General features: G+C 54.8%; 22 protein-coding genes. 8 read left to right on the forward strand and 14 right to left on the reverse strand.

Annotated elements, in window-relative coordinates; genetic code table 11:
• Window positions 1-59 precede the first annotated feature (59 nt).
• Together cycA and fklB are read right to left on the reverse strand one after the other, a co-directional pair.
• On the reverse strand, window positions 60-1,469 hold the full coding sequence (gene cycA, locus ACOTY9_RS16600; protein ID WP_014882247.1) for a D-serine/D-alanine/glycine transporter: 1,410 nt from the start codon (window positions 1,467-1,469) through the stop codon (window positions 60-62).
• 311 nt (window positions 1,470-1,780) lie between these two features.
• A complete protein-coding gene (gene fklB, locus ACOTY9_RS16605) occupies window positions 1,781-2,401 on the reverse strand; it encodes an FKBP-type peptidyl-prolyl cis-trans isomerase (RefSeq protein WP_008502892.1) in 621 nt (206 codons plus the stop codon).
• A 233-nt stretch (window positions 2,402-2,634) separates the two neighbouring features.
• Between fklB and ACOTY9_RS16610 the strand changes: the two genes are divergently transcribed.
• Window positions 2,635-3,273 carry an OapA family protein gene (locus tag ACOTY9_RS16610; protein ID WP_032637673.1) on the forward strand — a complete coding sequence of 213 codons (639 nt, stop codon included), beginning with the start codon at window positions 2,635-2,637 and terminating at the stop codon, window positions 3,271-3,273.
• A 67-nt stretch (window positions 3,274-3,340) separates the two neighbouring features.
• Here the strand turns inward: ACOTY9_RS16610 and rplI are convergent, their stop codons facing one another.
• Genes rplI through rpsF form a run of 4 tightly spaced genes read right to left on the reverse strand, consistent with a single transcriptional unit; the run spans window position 3,341 to window position 4,780 of the window.
• Window positions 3,341-3,790 carry a 50S ribosomal protein L9 gene (gene rplI / locus ACOTY9_RS16615; RefSeq protein WP_006810372.1) on the reverse strand — a complete coding sequence of 150 codons (450 nt, stop codon included), beginning with the start codon at window positions 3,788-3,790 and terminating at the stop codon, window positions 3,341-3,343.
• Between the two features lie 41 nt (window positions 3,791-3,831).
• Window positions 3,832-4,059 (reverse strand): 30S ribosomal protein S18, encoded by a 228-nt coding sequence (gene rpsR / locus ACOTY9_RS16620; RefSeq protein ID WP_000135199.1) that lies wholly within the window; start codon window positions 4,057-4,059, stop codon window positions 3,832-3,834.
• Window positions 4,060-4,063: 4 nt separating this feature from the next.
• Complete coding sequence (priB, locus tag ACOTY9_RS16625; RefSeq protein ID WP_008502895.1) at window positions 4,064-4,378, reverse strand: primosomal replication protein N; 315 nt, start codon at window positions 4,376-4,378, stop codon at window positions 4,064-4,066.
• A 6-nt stretch (window positions 4,379-4,384) separates the two neighbouring features.
• Window positions 4,385-4,780, reverse strand: coding sequence for a 30S ribosomal protein S6 (gene rpsF / locus ACOTY9_RS16630; RefSeq protein WP_014068637.1), 396 nt, complete (start codon window positions 4,778-4,780; stop codon window positions 4,385-4,387).
• Between the two features lie 341 nt (window positions 4,781-5,121).
• Between rpsF and yjfY the strand changes: the two genes are divergently transcribed.
• Window positions 5,122-5,397, forward strand: coding sequence for a DUF1471 family protein YjfY (gene yjfY / locus ACOTY9_RS16635; protein ID WP_014882245.1), 276 nt, complete (start codon window positions 5,122-5,124; stop codon window positions 5,395-5,397).
• A gap of 140 nt (window positions 5,398-5,537) precedes the next feature.
• Here yjfY and ACOTY9_RS16640 read toward each other — a convergent pair whose 3' ends face one another.
• The 6 genes from ACOTY9_RS16640 to ulaA are packed head-to-tail and all read right to left on the reverse strand — an operon-like array spanning window position 5,538 to window position 9,945.
• The gene (locus ACOTY9_RS16640) at window positions 5,538-6,224 is read right to left on the reverse strand and encodes an L-ribulose-5-phosphate 4-epimerase (RefSeq protein ID WP_045134415.1); all 687 of its coding nucleotides are present in this window, start codon (window positions 6,222-6,224) and stop codon (window positions 5,538-5,540) included.
• Window positions 6,217-7,077 carry an L-ribulose-5-phosphate 3-epimerase gene (locus tag ACOTY9_RS16645; RefSeq protein ID WP_045134416.1) on the reverse strand — a complete coding sequence of 287 codons (861 nt, stop codon included), beginning with the start codon at window positions 7,075-7,077 and terminating at the stop codon, window positions 6,217-6,219. Before ACOTY9_RS16645 ends, ACOTY9_RS16640 begins: the two co-directional genes overlap by 8 nt.
• Window positions 7,078-7,086: 9 nt before the next feature.
• Entirely contained in the window at window positions 7,087-7,737 is a 651-nt protein-coding gene (gene ulaD / locus ACOTY9_RS16650; RefSeq protein ID WP_032637676.1) for a 3-keto-L-gulonate-6-phosphate decarboxylase UlaD, read from the reverse strand.
• 12 nt (window positions 7,738-7,749) lie between these two features.
• Window positions 7,750-8,217: a PTS ascorbate transporter subunit IIA gene (gene ulaC / locus ACOTY9_RS16655; protein WP_014882241.1), complete on the reverse strand. Its 468-nt coding sequence runs from the start codon at window positions 8,215-8,217 to the stop codon at window positions 7,750-7,752.
• Between the two features lie 9 nt (window positions 8,218-8,226).
• Window positions 8,227-8,532 carry a PTS ascorbate transporter subunit IIB gene (ulaB, locus tag ACOTY9_RS16660; protein WP_003856022.1) on the reverse strand — a complete coding sequence of 102 codons (306 nt, stop codon included), beginning with the start codon at window positions 8,530-8,532 and terminating at the stop codon, window positions 8,227-8,229.
• A gap of 12 nt (window positions 8,533-8,544) precedes the next feature.
• Entirely contained in the window at window positions 8,545-9,945 is a 1,401-nt protein-coding gene (gene ulaA / locus ACOTY9_RS16665) for a PTS ascorbate transporter subunit IIC (RefSeq protein WP_045134417.1), read from the reverse strand.
• Window positions 9,946-10,304: 359 nt separating this feature from the next.
• Here ulaA and ulaG point away from each other — a divergent pair, with 359 nt between their 5' ends.
• A complete protein-coding gene (gene ulaG, locus ACOTY9_RS16670; protein ID WP_045134418.1) occupies window positions 10,305-11,369 on the forward strand; it encodes an L-ascorbate 6-phosphate lactonase in 1,065 nt (354 codons plus the stop codon).
• A 110-nt stretch (window positions 11,370-11,479) separates the two neighbouring features.
• Window positions 11,480-12,235 carry an HTH-type transcriptional regulator UlaR gene (gene ulaR / locus ACOTY9_RS16675; protein ID WP_014882239.1) on the forward strand — a complete coding sequence of 252 codons (756 nt, stop codon included), beginning with the start codon at window positions 11,480-11,482 and terminating at the stop codon, window positions 12,233-12,235.
• On the opposite strand, the gene yjfP is transcribed toward ulaR, so the two are convergent.
• Window positions 12,232-12,954 (reverse strand): esterase, encoded by a 723-nt coding sequence (gene yjfP, locus ACOTY9_RS16680; protein WP_348565833.1) that lies wholly within the window; start codon window positions 12,952-12,954, stop codon window positions 12,232-12,234. The two genes, ulaR and yjfP, sit on opposite strands and share 4 nt — an antisense overlap.
• Before the next feature lie 137 nt (window positions 12,955-13,091).
• Between yjfP and bsmA the strand changes: the two genes are divergently transcribed.
• From bsmA to ACOTY9_RS16695, 3 genes are all read left to right on the forward strand, one after another.
• Window positions 13,092-13,421: a biofilm peroxide resistance protein BsmA gene (gene bsmA, locus ACOTY9_RS16685; protein WP_014882237.1), complete on the forward strand. Its 330-nt coding sequence runs from the start codon at window positions 13,092-13,094 to the stop codon at window positions 13,419-13,421.
• A 136-nt stretch (window positions 13,422-13,557) separates the two neighbouring features.
• The gene (gene yjfN, locus ACOTY9_RS16690) at window positions 13,558-13,845 is read left to right on the forward strand and encodes a DUF1471 family protease activator YjfN (RefSeq protein WP_023331857.1); all 288 of its coding nucleotides are present in this window, start codon (window positions 13,558-13,560) and stop codon (window positions 13,843-13,845) included.
• A 172-nt stretch (window positions 13,846-14,017) separates the two neighbouring features.
• Window positions 14,018-15,949 carry a methyl-accepting chemotaxis protein gene (locus ACOTY9_RS16695; protein ID WP_421637386.1) on the forward strand — a complete coding sequence of 644 codons (1,932 nt, stop codon included), beginning with the start codon at window positions 14,018-14,020 and terminating at the stop codon, window positions 15,947-15,949.
• Here the strand turns inward: ACOTY9_RS16695 and ACOTY9_RS16700 are convergent.
• Entirely contained in the window at window positions 15,946-17,568 is a 1,623-nt protein-coding gene (locus ACOTY9_RS16700) for an isovaleryl-CoA dehydrogenase (RefSeq protein WP_348565835.1), read from the reverse strand. The two genes, ACOTY9_RS16695 and ACOTY9_RS16700, sit on opposite strands and share 4 nt — an antisense overlap.
• Before the next feature lie 193 nt (window positions 17,569-17,761).
• Here ACOTY9_RS16700 and ACOTY9_RS16705 point away from each other — a divergent pair, with 193 nt between their 5' ends.
• Window positions 17,762-19,036, forward strand: coding sequence for an MFS transporter (locus tag ACOTY9_RS16705; RefSeq protein WP_045134423.1), 1,275 nt, complete (start codon window positions 17,762-17,764; stop codon window positions 19,034-19,036).
• Window positions 19,037-19,209: the final 173 nt, after the last annotated feature.

The raw sequence follows: 19,209 nt of genomic DNA on the forward strand, positions 1-19,209 counted from the left end.
TCTCCCACAGGGAGAGGGTGCAAAAACTAAAAACGGCAACTGAAGTTGCCGTTTTGCTTTTATCTTACGCCTGCCATACGTTTCTTACCGATAAACACCCAGCCCAGCCCCAGCGCGATAAACCACAGCGGCGTAACAATCAGCGCCTGACGGGTATCATCTTCCAGCGTCAGCAGCACCAGCACGAACACGAAGAACGCCATGCACACCCAGCACATCAGCTTGCCCAGCGGCATCTTGTAGATCGACTTCTCATGCAGGTGTGGACGCTGTTTGCGGTACACCAGGTACGAGCAGAGAATAATGGTCCAGACGAACATAAACAGGATTGCAGAGACCGTGGTGATCATGGTGAACGCGCCAATCACGCTTGGGTTCACGTAGAGCATGACCACGCCGCCCAGCAGGCACATGCAGGAGAAAGTCAGCCCTTTCGCCGGTACCGCACGCTTAGACAGTTTCGCAAAGGCGCTCGGCGCCACGCCCTCCTGCGCCAGACCAAACAGCATACGGCTGGTTGAGAACACGCCGCTGTTCGCGGACGACGCCGCAGAGGTCAGCACGACGAAGTTAATCAGGCTTGCCGCAGCGGGCAGCCCTACCAGCACAAACAGTTCAACGAACGGGCTCTTGCTCGGCACCACGGAGCTCCACGGCGTCACGGACATAATGATGATCAGCGCGAAGACGTAGAACATGATGATACGAACCGGAATCGAGTTAATGGCGCGCGGGAGAGACTTCTCGGGATCTTTAGTTTCGGCCGCCGTGGTTCCCACCAGCTCAATGCCCACAAACGCGAACACCGCAATCTGGAAGCCGGCAAAGAAGCCGCTGATGCCTTTCGGGAACCAGCCGCCGTCATTCCACAGATGGGTAAATGACGCCTGTACGCCGGTTGGCGACTGGAAGTGCGTCAGTACCATCACCAGGCCCACAACAATCAGCCCCACGATAGCGACAATCTTGATCATCGCGAACCAGAACTCCATCTCACCGAACATTTTTACGGTGGCGAGGTTGAGGCTCAGCAGCAAAGCGATAACCGCCAGCGAGGCCACCCAGTCTGACAGTCCCGGGAACCAGAACTGTGCGTAGGCGGTAATCGCCACGACGTCCGCCATACCGGTAACAACCCAGCAGAACCAGTAGGTCCAGCCGGTGAAATAGCCTGCCCATGGTCCGAGCAGGTCAGACGCGAAGTCGCTGAAGGATTTGTATTCGAGGTTCGAGAGCAGCAATTCACCCATTGCCCGCATCACGAAGAACAGCATGAAACCAATGATCATATAAACGAAGATGATCGACGGCCCGGCAAGGCTGATGGTTTTGCCTGACCCCATAAACAGCCCGGTCCCGATGGCCCCACCTATGGCGATAAGCTGAATATGACGGTTTGTGAGATTGCGCCGTAGCGACTGTTCAGACGTCGCCTCTTCTGCAGCGGCGACTTTGACCTGATCTACCATGTAATTTTTCCTGTTTATGCCTGTCTGTGTTGTTAAGGCTCTTCTGGCCTTTAAATACGTCAAAAGATGACGTTCCCCTTGTAAGGGCTTATCGATATTAGGTAAGAATCGGCGGGATGAATACTATGATTTAGATATTATGTTAATAATATGTTGAAAGTGAGTGTCATATCACTCATACAGCGCGAAACAGCTCACAAAAATACACGCAAAAGTTTCGTTTGCAAGATAAAATATTGATAACGTCGTAACTATAGGTTTTATCACTATTTTCCTCTCCCCGAACGGAGAGAGGAAATAAGAAAAGTCGATTACAGGATTTCCAGCAGCTCGACTTCAAATACCAGGGTGCTGAATGGCGGGATGGATGCGCCAGCACCACGCTCGCCGTAAGCCAGGTTGTGCGGGATAGTCAGTTCCCATTTGGAGCCAACTGGCATCAGGGTCAGCGCTTCAATCCAGCCTGCGATCACGCCGTTGACCGGGAATTCTGCCGGTTCGCCACGCGCCACGGAGCTGTCAAACACGGTGCCGTCGATCAGTTTACCGGTATAATGTACGCGAACGTGGTCGGTACGTGCCGGGATTGCGCCGTCGCCCTGGTTGATCACGCGGAACTGCAGGCCAGACTCGGTGCTGTTCACGCCTTCACGCTCACGGTTCTCTTCCAGATATTTCACGCCTTCGGCCGCCATCTCTTCGAAACGCGCGCGACGCACAGCGTCAGCTCGTTCATGAATTTCACGCAGTGCGCGGTGAACAACGTCAACCGGAACAGCAGGCTGTTTACCTTCCAGCGCGTCAGCGATACCCGCCACCAGCGCTTCTGGTAACAGACCTTCCAGGCCGGATTCGCTCAGCTGCTGTCCTACCTGCAAGCCGATACCGTAACTTGCCTGCGCTTCGATAGTGTCAAAAGTCGGGGTGGTCATGGGTTTTCCTTCCATCACATTTAAAGTAGCGGGCAGCATAGCAGCCATGCCCTTATGGGTAAAACTTTGTCTGAAGTTAAGGTGACAAACCGCGACGAAACAGAAACAATAGAGACAACCAGGATTAATCCCGAACTGATGTCACGGATGTCGGGTTTGCTACGCCGTTCAGGCAGTTAGCAAACTATACTTCGATGCACAGGATAAAAAAGACGCGGAGCAGGAGGAGAGCCATGCCCGGGCGATTTGAACTGAAACCTACCCTGGCGAAAATCTGGCAGGCGCCGGACAATTTTCGCATTATGGACCCGCTGCCTCCCCTGCATCGCAGAGGGATTATCATTGGTGCGCTGATGGTGATCGTGGGTTTCCTGCTTCCTTCCGGCGGTGATGATGTTGATACCGCCCCTGTCACCCGCAATGCACAGCTGGATATTCAGTCGCAAACGCGGCCGCAGCCTGATGCACAGCCGATGCAAACGCAGCTGGTGACCCCTTCGAACGATCCGGGTCAGGTCGCGCCGGTTGAACCGGAGCCCGTCCAGGAAGATCAGGCTCAAACCTCTGCCCCGGTAGAGCAACAGGCTCAGCAGCCTACGGGCATTGAGCAGCAGTGGCGCTCCTATCGCGTCGAGCCGGGTAAAACCCTGGCGCAGCTTTTCCGCGATCACAACCTGCCGCCGACTGACGTGTATGCCATGGCAAAAGTGGAAGGTGCGGGTAAGCCGCTCAGTAACCTGCAGAATGGTCAGATGGTACAGATTCGCCAGAATGCCAGCGGTGTGGTGACAGGCTTAACGATTGATACAGGAAATGGTCAGCAGGTGCTGTTTACCCGCCAGCCGGACGGCAGTTTTGTCCGGGCGCGTTAAAACCTGGTTCTTTAAAAAGCAAAACGCCGGCACAAGGCCGGCGTTTCAACGTGAGCAGAGTAAAAAATTACTCAGCTACAACGTTAACAACCAGTTTAGCGAACACTTCGCTGTGAACCTGGAAGTCAACTTCGTGCTCACCAGTGGTACGCAGAACGCCGTTCGGCATGCGAACTTCGCTCTTAGCCACTTTAACGCCTGCTGCAGTCACTGCATCAGCGATATCGCGGGTACCGATGGAACCGAACAGTTTACCTTCGTCGCCAGCTTTAGACGCGATGGTAACGGTGCCCAGTGCGTTGATTGCTTCAGCGCGAGCGTTAGCAGCCGCCAGAACGTCAGCCAGTTTGGCTTCCAGTTCAGCACGACGTGCTTCGAAAAACTCTACGTTTTTCTTAGTAGCTGGAACAGCTTTACCCTGTGGAACCAGGAAGTTACGAGCGTAACCCGCTTTAACGTTTACCTGATCACCCAGGCTGCCCAGGTTTGCTACTTTATCAAGCAGAATAACTTGCATTACCTTATCCTCTTAAAGTCGTATTAATGGACCGTGCCCGATTACTGATGACGATCAGTGTACGGCAGCAGGGACAGGTAGCGAGCGCGTTTGATAGCGCGAGCCAGCTGACGCTGATATTTTGCACGAGTACCGGTGATACGGCTTGGGACAATCTTACCGCTTTCGGTGATGTAGTTTTTCAGCGTTGCGATATCTTTATAGTCGATCTCTTGAACGCCTTCCGCGGTGAAACGGCAGAACTTGCGACGACGGAAATAACGTGCCATATGGCTAGTCTCCAGAATCTATCAAATCAATCTGCTCGGCATGCAGAACCATTTTGCTCAGGCCGTTCTTTGCCTTGTGGCAAGAGATGAACCCCTGAACGATTACTGCGCTACCGACCGTTAAACTGTGAGTAATGGCCTGGTTTTCGTGTCCGCTAATAATAACGGGCATTTGGCACCACGCCTGCCGGTGAAACCCGGCTTCCTCTTGCACAGAACGATGCTCAAGCACGAACTGGCAATGCGGAATTCCTGATGGACTGACCTTTCGAAGGGGAGCCCTGCATACGATGCCGGACAACGCCAGACGGTTGGTCATCAGAAATTACTCTTCAGAATCCCCAGCATCAGAATCATCTGCGGTTTCGTTTGCGAAATCATCGCGACGCTCACGGCGCTCGTCTTTCGCTTTAACCATCGGAGATGCTTCGGTAACTGCGTTTTTGGTACGCATAACCATGCTGCGGATAACGGCATCGTTGAAGCGGAAGGTAGTTTCCAGCTCATCGATCACTTCCTGCGGCGCTTCAACGTTCATCAGAACGTAGTGTGCTTTGTGCAGTTTGTTGATCGGGTAAGCCAGCTGACGGCGGCCCCAGTCTTCCAGACGGTGGATCGTACCTTCTGCACCAGTGATGGCAGCAGAGTAACGCTCGATCATACCCGGAACCTGTTCGCTCTGGTCAGGATGGACCATAAAAACGATTTCGTAATGACGCATCGAATTGCTCCTTACGGATTATTCAGCCTCCTGTCTGGGTCAGCCGAGGCCCGGGGAGGCAAGGAACGTGTTAAAGGTCGGCTGAAAAATTGACGCGTCATAATACTTGCGCGCCCCTGGAAACTCAAGCTGATTGCACAAATAATTCGCACAAAGCGTAAAGCGGGTCTAAGTGGGTGATTTAAAATTGAACACACCAGGAAGCGTTGTTTTTTTGAACAACTGCATCAGAAATGGTCACGCATCCCCGCCGTATGAATGATTACACTTTAATCAGAGAACACCTGAATTAAAGAAGGAGTATTCCCTCTCTCACAGCACGCAGTCGTGGAGCGCATATCATGAAAAAAATCGCATTAGCCATTATGGCTGCGCTTTTGCTCAGTGCAAACGCGATGGCAGCCATCAAAATAGACGGCCGGCAGGCCAGGAACATGGATGATGTGCAAAGCTTAGGCGTAATCTATATCAATCATAATTTCGCCACTGAAAGCGAAGCAGATCAGGCACTAAATGAAGAGACCGATGCCCAAGGCGCAACCTATTACCACGTGATGTTAATCCGTGAGCCCGGCAGCAACGGCAATATGCACGCCAGTGCAGACATTTACCGATAACGCTTTAACGCTAGCACCAGGAAAGCCAACAACGAGAACATAGCCATAGTTTACGTTGCCCCCTGCCCGGGGGCTTTTTTTTTAAATGGCTCTGAAATACCACCGGTTACAACTGTTTTTCGGTATTCCAGAGCACTTATTTACTTCTGCCCGTAATAGGCATTCGGGCCGTGCTTGCGCATGAAATGCTTGTTCATCAGGTAATCATCAATCCCCTGAAGCTGTGGATTTATGTCGCGGGCAATCCACGCCATTTTGGCCACCTCTTCCATCACCACAGCATTATGCACAGCGTCGTGAGCATCTTTACCCCAGGAGAACGGACCGTGTTGGTACACCACAATTCCCGGCGTATGCAGCGGTTCTGACTCACCCAGCGTTTCGATAATCACCTTGCCGGTGTTGAGCTCGTACTCGCCTTCCACCTCGGCCTGCGTTAACGCGCGCGTGCAGGGAATATCCCCGAAGAAGTAATCCGCGTGCGTCGTGCCCAGCGCCGGGATGGCAAGCCCAGCCTGTGCCCAGGCGGTGGCATGGGTTGAGTGGGTATGCACTACCCCGCCGAGGGAGGGATAACGTCGATAAAGCGCCAGATGGGTAGCGGTATCTGAAGAAGGACGCCACTGTCCCTCTACGACGTTTCCTTCAAGGTCCACGACAACCATATCGTCGACCTTCATGGTCTCATACGCCACTCCGCTGGGTTTAATGACGATGAGGCCGCGCTCTCGGTCAATCGCGCTGACGTTACCCCAGGTGAACGTTACCAGGCCATAGCGCGGCAAATCCATATTGGCTTCATAGACCTGCTGTTTAAGCTTAAGCATGTTCCACCTCCAGCAAACCTGCTCGCGCCATACGCTCGCGCACCCAGTCCCGCGCGTTTGCCACTTCCGCTGCCGGGTCGTCAGACGTCTCGCTCCACATCTCAATCAGGTAAGGCCCGCAATACCCTGTCTGCTTGAGCGTCTCGAAGCATCGTTCGAACTCCACCACCCCGGTGCCGAACGGTACGTTTTTAAACACGCCTGGACGGGTATCTTTGACGTGCACCGCCACGATATGCCCGATGCCCGCCTGCAGCTCCATCTGCACGTCGTTATCCCATGCCGACAGGTTGCCGATATCCGGATAGAGCTGGAACCACGGGTTATTCAGATAGTGCGCGTAGCCCAGTGCCTTGCTGATGGAGTTCATTAACGGGTAGTCCATGATCTCCATCGCCAGCGTCACCTGCGCGCGGCTTGCCATTTCAACGCTCTCTTTCAGACCGTCACGGAAACGACGGCGCGTTTCATCGTTGGCTTCCTGATAGTAAACGTCATAACCCGCCAGCTGGATCACACGGATACCGACATCCTGAGCAAAGCGAATGGCTTTGCGCATGATCTCCAGCCCCTGCGCCCGCACGGCATCATCTTCGCTGCCGAGGGGAAAACGACGGTGAGCGCTCAGGCACATGGACGGCACGCGCACGCCCGTTTCGGCAATGGCGCTCACCAGCGCCAGACGCTGCTCGCGGCTCCAGTCGAGGCGAGAGAGGCGTTCATCCGTCTCATCCACTGACATTTCGACAAAATCGAAACCCAGCTGCTTCGCCAGCTGTAACCGCGCCAGCCAGCACTCCCCCGTAGGGAGTGCCTTTTCATAGATGCCAAGCGGAACCTGTTTTGACAACATACCCGCTCCTTAGCCCCAAAGCTGAGCGATTGAGCGTTTGAACTGACGCGCTGCTTCCACCGGAGACGCCGCGTCACGGATGCTACGACCCGCGATAAAGACGTGAATCGGGATACCCTTGAACAGCGGCAGATCTTCCAGCGCCAGGCCACCGGTCACGGTCACTTTGAAGCCCATTTCGGCCAGACGTTTAATCGCGCTGATGTCCGCGTCGCCCCACGCCACGCCAGCGGCCTGCGCATCACGGCTGCGGTGGTACACCACCTGCTGGATCCCCGCATCGCGCCACGCCTGTGCCTGCTCCCAGGTCCAGAAACCGGTCAGTTCAATCTGCACGTCGCCGTTAAACTCTTTTGCCACATCCAGCGCGCCTTTGGCAGTGTTGATATCCGCGCAGCAGATCACGGTGACCCAGTCGGCGTTGGCTTCAAAACACATGCGGGAGAGGATTTTGCCCGCGTCAGCGATTTTGGCATCAGCCAGTACGATTTTGTGCGGGTAGAGCGCCTTCAGGTCACGAACGGCGCGAACGCCTTCGCCCACGCACAGAATGGTACCCACTTCAATGATGTCTACCTCTTCGGCAATCAGGCGGGTGGTTTCATAAGCATCGGACAGCGTCTGGTTATCCAGCGCAACCTGCAACATTGGTAATGACATGTTCAATTCCTCTTAAACGGCCGCCGCAGTGGCGTTATCAATTAAATCCAGCACTTCCTGCGCGGTACGGCAGGCGCGTAAACGGTCAAAATTGGCTTCATCATCAAACAGATTGACGATCTGCATGATGCCCACCTCCTGGTGGGTATTGGCATCGACAGCCGCCATGGTGATCAGGATATCGACCGGGTCGTTATCTTCATGGTTGAAGACCAGCGGCGTTTTCAGCGTGACCAGCGCAAAGCCGGTTTTCTTCACGCCCTCTTCCGGGCGGCCGTGCGGCATAGCCAGCCCCGGGGCAATCACAAAATAGGGGCCGTGCTGCGCCACGCCATCCAGAATGGCCTGGTAATAACGCGGCTCGACAACATCCGCCTTAACCAGCAGATCCACGCTCAGCTTCACCGCTTCCTGCCAGGTGCTGGCGTCAGCCTGCAAAAGGATGGAGTCATTCTCTGCCAGCGAATCTCGTAGTTTCATGTCGGGTCCTTACTTCACGTCTTGTGGGAAGTGTTCTTTGATCACTTCCAGCAGTTTTGGTCCGAAATCCGCAGGCGACAGCATGTTGCGCACGCCCACCACATATTTGTTGCCCGACACGCTAATCTCGCCGGCAATGTGAGTTGACGCGATGATGATGTCTGCGCCGTTCAGCTCACTTTTGTATTCACCCACTGCGCAGCTGTTTACCGTGTGGTCGATGTTTGACTGGGTTAAAAACTGGTCCACTTTCATCTTCATGATCATGGAGCTGCCTTGCCCATTGCCACACACAGCCAGGATACGTACGGTCATAATCGAAACTCCTTAGTGAGCAGAAACTTCTGCTGTTTGTTTTTCTGCATCTTCTTCTGCTCGCAGCGAACGGCCAGCGAAGAACATATAAGCCAGTGCAATCAGGATGATGACGGCCATAAAGACCAGCCCGACGGACGCAAAGCCCTGCATCATCGGCGGCGCCAGGATTGACCAGTCCGCCATGCCCATCCAGGCGCTCATACCAGTGAGCTTGACCGCCCACACGCAACCGAAGATTTCCACCATCCCCATCACCAGGCAGATCTTGAGCGCTGCACGCCAGCCGCCGAAGTGGTTAGCAAAGACGCCGATGGTGGCGTTGGAGAAGAACATCGGGATAAAGCCAGGAATAATCAGGATTGAGGAGCCGCAGGCCACCAGGATACCCACCGCAATCAGCTGGCCGATGGTGCCCCACATAAAGCCCCAGACGACGGCGTTTGGCGCGAAGCTATAGATGGCCGCACAGTCAATTGCCAGAACGGCTCCCGGGATCAGGCGCTGAGAGATGCCGTTGAAGGCTTCAGAGAGCTCGGCGACGAACATACGCACGCCCTGGGTGATAATGAAAATGGCCACCGCGAAGGAGAAACCGGTCTGCAGGATATAAATCGTCCAGTGCGTTTTGCCCGCCATCGCCTGCACAACGTCAATGCCAAAGGAGAGCAGAATGGCGCCGAAGAACAGGGTCATCACAATCGCCGTCGAGACGATGTTGTCGTGGAAGATATTCAGCCAACCGGGCATCTTGAGGTCTTCAACGCTCTCCTCTTTTTTCCCTAGCCACGGCGCAACTTTATAAGCAACCCAGGCCGCAAACTGCTGCTGATGGCCGATGGAGAAGCCACAGCCGTCGGTTACTTCCTGGGTCGGCTTGTACATCATGTTGGAGGTGATGCCCCAATAGAGCGAGACCAGCACCGCGGTGCAGATAATCGTGGTCCACATTGGGTAACCGAAGATATAGAGAGAAACCGCGATCAGACCCGCCTGCTGGAACATGATGTGACCGGTAAGCATGATGGTGCGAATACCGGTAATGCGACGCAGCAACACGTAGATAATGTTCAGCGCCAGCGCGAGCAGAACCGCGTAACCCACCCAGCTGTAGGCGTCACCCATGCGGTCAATCGTGGCCATCATAGAGGCATAAGTATCGGAAATTGCACCGTTTATACCGTAGACCTCCGCCATTTTGGCGACGACTGGCTTAAACGTGCTGGTCAGGATGCCTGACCCCGCCTGCAACAGCATAAAACCGATAATGGTCTTAATCGTGCCTTTGATGATCACGCTGACGCTTTTACGCAGCAGGATGTAACCCAGGCACGTCACGATACCCAGCAGCAGCGGGGCGTTGGTCATTACCTGATTGAAGAAAACGGTAAAGACGTTGTAGAGGATCTCCATAACTCTCTCCAGAAATGAGAACACGAGGGGCAATCCCTGTGTGGTTGGTGTCATCACTCTAGTAATCACAAATAATCATCACAAGATTGAATTTGATTATTTGTGACGTATCACGCAAATTATTTCCATGGTGTTAGTAATGGTTTTCACTACCGCACAAACAAAATGAATTATTCTTTATAATTCATGTAATTAATCATTAACAGCGGATAGTCTAACAAGGATAAAGCGAAGTATCTGTGATATCGCACAGTTAAAATTACGCACTTTTGTCATTGCAAAGCACGTCAAATGGTGCCAGAGTTAATCACAACAAATCGCCATATGATTACTTTTGATTAAAACCAGGAGTCAAAACGATGAGTAAAGTGAACACCATCACCCGTGAATCATGGATTCTGAGCACCTTCCCGGAGTGGGGTAGCTGGCTGAACGAAGAGATCGAACAGGAACAGGTTGCTCCTGGTACTTTTGCCATGTGGTGGCTGGGCTGCACCGGTATCTGGCTGAAATCCGAGGGTGGCGCCAATATTTGCGTCGATTTCTGGTGCGGCACAGGCAAACAGAGCCACGGCAATCCGTTGATGAAAAAAGGCCACCAGATGCAGCGCATGGCCGGCGTGGAAAAACTGCAACCGAACCTGCGTACCACGCCGTTTGTGCTCGACCCTTTTGCCATTCGCCAAATCGATGCCGTGCTCTCCACCCACGATCACAACGATCATATTGACGTGAACGTGGCGGCGGCAGTAATGCAAAACTGCGCGGACGACGTGCCGTTTATCGGGCCGCAGACCTGCGTGGATCTCTGGATTGGCTGGGGCGTGCCAAAAGAGCGCTGCATCGTGATGAAGCCAGGCGACGTGGTGAAAATCAAAGACATTGAAATTCACGCCCTGGATGCCTTTGACCGTACCGCACTGATTACGCTGCCGGCTGACCAGAAAGCCGCAGGCGTTCTGCCGGACGGCATGGACGAGCGCGCCGTCAACTACCTGTTCAAAACCCCTGGCGGTTCCCTGTACCACAGCGGCGACTCACACTACTCCAACTACTACGCGAAGCACGGTAATGACCATCAGATTGACGTGGCGCTGGGCTCCTACGGCGAGAATCCACGTGGAATTACCGACAAGATGACCAGCGCCGATATGCTGCGTATGGCGGAAGCGCTGAACACCAAGGTCGTGATTCCGTTCCACCACGACATCTGGTCAAACTTCCAGGCCGATCCGCAGGAAATTCGCGTGCTGTGGGAGATGAAAAAAGACCGCCTGAAGTACGGCTTCAAGCCATTTATCTGGCAGGTAGGCGGCAAGTTCACCTGGCCGCTGGATAAAGACAATCTTGAGTACCACTACCCACGCGGTTTCGATGATTGCTTTACTATTGAGCCAGACCTGCCGTTTAAGTCCTTCCTCTGATTATCCGGCCACATCGCCAGACCCTGAGTCTGGCGATTTCATATTTATTTTAGTAATTTCACGCTATTTCAAATATCATCTTTTCAAATCAATTCTTATCGGAATAGCTCATGACGGAAGCGCAACGGCATCAAATTTTACTGGAACTCCTGGCGCAAACAGGGTTTATCACCGTCGAGAAAGTGATCGAACGTTTAGGCATCTCCCCCGCCACCGCGCGGCGGGACATTAACAAGCTGGATGAGAGCGGCAAACTGAAAAAAGTCCGCAACGGCGCAGAAGCCATCAGCCAGCAGCGTCCACGCTGGTCGCCGATGAATATCCATCAGGCGCAGAATCACGATGAAAAGGTGCGGATCGCCAGAGCCGCCTCACAGCTGGTGAACCCGGGTGAGAGCGTCGTCATCAACTGTGGGTCTACGGCATTTTTGCTGGGCCGCGAGATGTGCGGCAAGCCGGTGCAGATCATCACCAACTACCTACCGCTCGCCAACTATCTTATCGACCAGGAGCATGACAGCGTGGTGATCATGGGCGGCCAGTACAATAAGAGCCAGTCCATCACCCTTAGCCCCCAGGACAGTGAAAACAGTCTTTACGCCGGGCACTGGATGTTTACCAGCGGCAAAGGCCTGACTGCAGACGGTTTATATAAAACCGATATGCTGACTGCGATGGCCGAACAAAACATGCTGAACGTTGTGGGCAAACTCGTCGTGCTGGTCGACAGCAGTAAAGTCGGTGAACGCGCAGGCATGCTGTTCAGCCGCGCAGAACAGATCGACATGGTGATCACCGGCAAAGGGGCTAACCCCGAGATCCTCCAGAAACTGGAAGATCAGGGCGTTAAAATCCTGCGGGTTTAAAGGTGCTGGCGGAAAAACGCCACCGTGGCCTCCAGCGCCACTGGCGTAATGCGGTGGCGGACGCCCGATTCCCACAAACAGGTCAGATTGCCGTCCAGTCCTTCACGCTTTAGCGCCTGCTGCAGGCGAAAGGTGCCGTCAGGCGGTACCACGTCATCTGCGTCACCGTGCCACAGCAGAAGCGGACGATCGGCCACGCGCGGCAGTGCGCGAGTCACTTCCCAGTCAGCCAGCCTCGCCGTCATTTCCGTCAAATCTTGCGGGGGAAAAAGCGTCTTCGCCAGCGACGTAAAGTAGCCGGAGCCCATCAGACAGGCGACGGATCTCACTTCAGGATGATGCGTCATAATCCCCAGCGCCGTCATGCCGCCCATCGAGGCCCCGGCAACCGCCAGCCGGTTATCGGCCACCAGCCCTGCGTCATAAAGCGCATCGCGCAGCCCGGAAAACTCGGTCAGACTGCCGTGCAGAATGGGCCAGAACTGACCAAGCCGCGCCTGTTCATCCCCCGTAAAGCGCGCACCGTGATCGGGGGCATCCGGCATGACGACACGAAAACCGGCCTGCGCCAGCGCCACGGCAAAATAACTGTAAACCAGCTTTGACGAGGTAAATCCATGATAAAAGACCACAACTGGCAGCGGTTTATCACGTTTCCCCGTCGGCGTGGCGTGTAAAATTTCATGGTCGCCGAGACGGCGTATTTCAATTTCAATCATTGTCGACCCTGTACGAATGAATGATTCATAATGTTGAGAACTGGGTTACGGTTTCAGGCTATTTTCATTCGAAAATTACGCCCCAGATAACACTTCGGGAACATTCCCCCAAAACGAAATTCGCAGACAACTACACTATGGCTATCAGGAAAAGAGATATGGTTATGCACAGGTTTGCAGCTTTATTGCTGGTGCTTCTTCTCAGTGGCTGTAGCGCACTGCAGGGAACGCCGCAACCCGCTCCCCCGGTTGCCGATCACCCGCAGGAGATTCGTCGTAATCAGACAGAAGGATTACAACGAATGGGCACCGTCTCCGCGCTGGTTCGCGGTTCTCCGGATGACGCAGAAGAGGCAATAAAGGCACAAGCCGTCGCCGCCAAAGCAGATTATTACGTCATTATCATGGTCGATGAAACCATCATTACGGGGCAGTGGTATTCACAGGCCATTTTATACCGTCAGTAATGGTTTTCCTTTGAACGACATTTACACTGCTTTGCGTCCATAGACATTTTCCTGTCCACAATAAACTCCATGCCCGCGTCAATGGAAAGGAGTTTATTCGCGAAGGATTGCCCGGCGGATACCGGAGATATGTGAAATGGAGCTGACGATGAAACGAACTCTTGCTTTGACCTCTCTGTTGCTCTCAGCAGGCCTGGTGAGCACCACCGCGCAGTCAGCAGAATTTGCCAGCGCGGATTGCGTAACAGGTCTGAATGAAATAGGCCACATCTCCGTCAATAACATTTCGGGGAGCCCGCAAGATGTTGAACGTATCGTGGCATTAAAAGCCGATGAACAGGGTGCGTCATGGTATCGCATCATCCAGATGCAGGAAGATAACCATGTCGACCACTGGCGGGTACAGGCCATTCTCTACGTCTAAGCACCTTCCTGATAAAAGCCACTTATTTTTAGTGGCTTTTCGTTTTTGCAAATTTTTTATCTTTTACAAAACCATATAAAAACAACTCAATAACATTTTGTTACACTAATTCAGTAAACGTAATCCCCGCTCTGCCGTTGAAGAACCATACCTTTTCAATGATGAGCAATTTATGATCAATTTTTTCCGCCGTGCGGGCCTCGGGACAAAGCTATCGCTGCTGACGGGCGTCAGTGTTGCCGTGCTGTTTCTGCTTTTCACTTTCCTGCTCAGCCAAAAAGCCAGCCAGCAGCTTGAAGCCCTCGCGGTAGAAGACCTGCATAACCAGTCCACCGGTATGGTCGATATGGTGCAAATGTTCAACACCAGCCTGAGTGAAGAAGTCGAAAGCTATACCAGACTGTTTACGACATTTTTGCCCCAGCCATTTAGCGTCGATACGCTTCAGACCCAGACAATTAACGGGCTCAATGTTCCTCTGCTGAAAGGCGGGGAAACGGAACTCCATGAAAATACCACTTTTTCTGACGACTTCCTGAACCGAACGGGGGCCATCTCCACGCTATTTGTTCGCAGCGGTAACGACTTTATTCGCGTCGCCACCTCCCTGCGTAAAGAGAATGGCGAGCGCGCAATGGGGACCGTTCTGGATACCTCCAGCCCGGCCTTTGCCGCCGCCAATAAAGGTGATGTCTACCGTGGCCTGGCGCTGCTGTTTGGCAAACGCTATATCACCCAGTACCAGCCGGTGAAAAACGCCGAAGGTCATGTCATTGCGATCGTCTTTGTCGGGGTGGACATTAGCCACTCCTGGAACGTCATGCGCGAGAAAATCCTCAATCGCCGCCTGGGCGAGAGCGGTCACTTCTTCGTGCTGGATCGCAGCAACGGCAAAACACGCGGGCAATACCTGTTCCACACCACGGAAGAGGGACAGCTGCCGAAGTGGGACAGCGCGACACAACAGCAGCTTCTGGATGATAAACCCGGCACCCTGGAGCGCGTAAGTGACGACGGACGGACGCTGAAAATGGCCTATACCCCGCTACCCGGCTGGAACTGGACTATCGTGGGCGAAGTGGATAAGTCAGTGCTGCTTTCAAGCGTCACCGCCATGCGCGATCGCTTCCTGCTGGCCGGTGTGGTCTTGTCGGTCCTCTTTGCAGGCCTGTTCGTGGTCCTTATTCGCCGTATGCTGACGCAACCGCTGCGCAACGTGATCCAGCTTGCACGGCAGTATGCCGACGGCGATCTTCGCTCCAGCCTGCCCGTGACGCGCCGGGACGAGGTCGGACAGCTGATTGACGCCATTAACGGCATTGGCGGCGGGCTGCAAAAAATTGTTCTGCAGGTTCGCGAGGCTGCAGGTGAGATCCAGACGGGGACTAACGCGCTGGCCTCCGATACCGGCGAGATCTCAGAGCAGATCAACAAGCAGGCCAGCAGCGTGGAGGAGACCTCAGCCAGCATGGAGCAACTGGCCGCGACCGTACAGCAAAATGCCGCCAACATGGAGCAAACGCAGCAACTGGTGGGTGAAACCTCACGCGCGGTTCACGAGGGGGGTGAAACGGTAACCCATGCGGTTGCCACGATGGATGACATTCGCGAAGCGTCAAAACGTATCGAAGATATTACCCGCGTGATTGAGTCCATCGCGTTTCAGACCAATATTCTGGCGCTGAATGCGGCGGTAGAAGCGGCACGTGCAGGCGAGCACGGAAAAGGTTTTGCGGTGGTTGCCCAGGAAGTTCGCGCGCTGGCGGGCCGGAGCGCCAACGCGGTGAAAGAGATAGAACAGCTGATTGGCGATACGCTGAGAAAAGTGAGCGAAGGTCACGCGCTGTCTGAACAGACGCGTCTGGCTATGGATTCCATCATCGTTCATATCGATAACATCAGCCAGCTGGTCACCGAAATTAACCACGCATCGCGCGAGCAATCCGCGGGGATTGGCCAGGTGAATCTCGCCATGACCCACATTGGTGAAGCGTCACACATCAACGCCGATCGCGTCTCGCGCAGCGAACAAACCGCACACACGCTGCGCAAGAAAGGTTTACACCTTACCCAACTGGTCAGTCTGTTCCAGCTTAAACGCTAGCCAACCCTGCCCGTGGCGCGCAGCAGCAAATCGCTTTGCACCTGCTCGCTCATCAGCGTACCGCCACGGGTATCCAGCATCATGCGGCACCACGCCTGCGCCACGGGCGGCGATGCGTGCCGCAGCATCTGGCTCCCGCCCCCCAGCAAGAAAAGCTGCTGCGCGATCTCCCGCCCCTGCGCCTCCTGTGGTTTACGCAGCTTTTGCTGAAGCTGGCGCCAGCTGCGGTCAAAGTGTCTGTCCTGCCCTTTGACCTGCGCAAACTCATCGGCCAGCAGGTCGTGGATCCCCGGCTGCTTCGTCAGCACGCGCAGCACGTCCAGGCACATGATATTGCCTGAGCCTTCCCAGATACTGTTCACCGGCATTTCGCGATACAGGCGGGGAAGCTCACTCTCCTCGCAGTACCCTACGCCGCCCAGCACCTCCATTGCCTCTGCCACGAACGGGATACCCGCTTTGCAGACGCTAAATTTCGCGGCCGGAGTAAACAGCCGTGCCCAGGCCGCCTCTTGCGGATCCACGCGTTTATCCCACGCGCGGGCGAGACGGAACAGCAGTGCCGTTTGCCCCTCTAGCATCAGCGCCATGCGGCTTAAAACCTCACGCATTAACGGCTGATCGATGAGATTTTTACCGAAGGTTTGCCGCTGATGAGCGTGGTACAACGCCACAGACAGCGCCCGGCGCATTAAACCATGGCTGCCCAGCGCGCAGTCGAAGCGCGTCAGACCGCCCATTTTGAGGATCTGCCGTACCCCTTCCCCTTCTTCTCCCAGCAGCCAGCCGGAGGCATCAAGAAACTCCGCCTCGCTGCTCGCGTTGGAGCGGTTCCCGAGCTTGTCCTTCAGGCGCTCCAGCCGTACGGCGTTACGTTGTCCGTCAGGTAAAAAGCGCGGGACAAAAAAGCAGGATAATCCACCTTTTGCCTGAGCCAGCACCAGATGCGCATCACTCTGCGGGACGGAGAAAAACCATTTATGGCCTACCAGACGGTAGCTACCGTCGCTGCATTTTTCCGCTTTGGTGGTGTTGCTCAGGACATCGGATCCCCCCTGCTTTTCCGTCATCCCCATGCCGATCAGCAGCCCGCGTTTTTGCCCACCCGGCACGAGATGGGGATCGTAGCGATCGCTCATCAGCGGCGTTAACCATGCATGAAACGGTTTAGGTAGCGACTGTTGCAACAGCGGCGTGGCGGCGAAGGTCATGGTGACGGGGCAAAGCGTGCCGGCTTCAACCTGCGCATGCAAAACAAACCGGGCCGCTCTGGCCACAAAGGAACCTTTTCGCGCCTCCTCTTCCCACGCCAGGTTATGTACCCGGTTGGCACAGAGCCCCTGCATCAGCAGGTGCCAGGCGGGGTGAAAGCGAATATCGTCCAGCCGCTCTCCGGTGGCGTCGTAGCGTAACAGCTCCGGTGGGTTGACGTTGGCCAGCCTGCCCAGCTCCAGCGACTCTGCGGTCCCTAACTGCTGCCCGATACTGGCGAGCAGCTCGCTATCCCACTCGGCCCCCTCGCGGGAAACCGCGTCACGCAGGGCGCAGTCGGAGAGGAAAAGATTGCTGTTTGAAAGCGGTGCCGGTTGATTGAAAACGGTATGGGTCTGCCAGTGCATGCTGTCTCCCTCCTTCAGTGGCAATGAGGATAAGTATGGACAGGCCGCGTGCACGCTGCATGGGAGGGGGGTCACAAGCTGGCGATCCCGCTGATATCATTCGTGAAATAGCTCACAGAACATAAGAATAAACTATTTCATCACTTCGCTTTTGTTGAATAATTTATTCTTACCCCTTTCAGTGAGGATCGTTATGCAACCGGATGCGCACAAGCGAGCATTAATTGCAGGCTCCATTGGTAACTTTATCGAGTGGTATGAGTTTGCGGTCTACGGTTTTATGGCGACCGTGATTGCCAGGAACTTCTTCCAGCTCGAGGGAGAAGCGGGACTGACCAGCCTGATCCTCACCTGGGCCTCGTTTGCTATCGCGTTCTTCTTCCGTCCCCTGGGTGCGGTGGTATTTGGCCGCATCGGCGACAGGATTGGCCGGAAACCGACGCTGATCATTGTGCTGGTACTGATGACGCTCGCCACCACAGCCATTGGTCTTGTGCCCGTCTACGCCAGCATAGGCATTGCCGCACCGCTGATCGTTACGCTGCTGCGCATTTTGCAGGGATTGTTCGCAGGCGGAGAGTACGGTGGTGCAGTTTCGTTGATGACAGAGTTCGCTCCACGCGGCAAGCGCGGTCTGTATGGCGCGTGGCAGTCCTTTACCGTGGCGCTCGGGCTGCTAGCGGGCGCGGGGATTGTGGCACTGCTCTCCGCCCTTCTCACGCCTGAGGCATTACATGACTGGGGCTGGCGTATTCCATTCTTCCTTGCGCTGCCGATGGGGGCTGTCGCGCTATGGCTGCGTGTGAGTATGGAAGAGACGCCGAGCTTTGTGCAGCAGAAGGAAAAACCGGTTGTGGCTCAGGCCAGCACCTCCGCCACGCTCAAAACGATTCTGATGGGCATTTGCCGGGTCATGGTCTGGTCGGCGGCAGGGTATACCTACCTGGTGATTATGCCGACCTATCTCCAGTCAGCGCTACACACCGGGTTTAATCAGGCACTGCTGATAGCGGTGATTTCGAATATCGGCTTTGCGCTGACCATCATTCCCTCGGGTATCCTGAGCGACAAGATTGGCCGCCGCACGGTGATGATGATTGCCACCGCCCTGCTGCTGATCCTCGCCCTGCCGCTGCTGAAAATGTTGCAGGCTGAGTCCGCCACGCTGGCCGTTAAAGCGATGGTGGTGCTAATTGCGGGCGGTCTGGTGGGGATGCTGGCAGGACCGGGGCCGGCGATGCTGTCTGAAATGTTCCCGACGCGCGTGCGTTATACCGGCCTGGGGCTGGCATATTCCCTGTCAAACGCGATCTTCTCGGGCTGTGCGGGACTGATTATTACCGGATTAATTAAAGAGACGGGCAACCTGGATATTCCGGCATATTACGTGATGGCAACGGCGGTGGTGAGTATTTTCGCGCTGATGACGCTGCGAAAGGATGACCATTTGCGGTCGTTAGAGGAGTAAGGTTGTTTTGCCGGGTGGCGGCTTCACCTTACCCGGCCTACAAAAACGTAGGCCCGGTAAGCGAAGGGTATGAACCGGAAACATGGGTAACACTTTAGACCGGATACATGGGTAACAGTTATAACTGGCATAGAAGAGGAGACTCGCTATGCCCTGGACTGAGACCCGACCTA

The sequence above is a fragment of the Enterobacter cloacae complex sp. SHL012 genome, from assembly GCF_049237505.1.
In the GTDB taxonomy this organism is placed as follows: domain Bacteria; phylum Pseudomonadota; class Gammaproteobacteria; order Enterobacterales; family Enterobacteriaceae; genus Enterobacter; species Enterobacter kobei.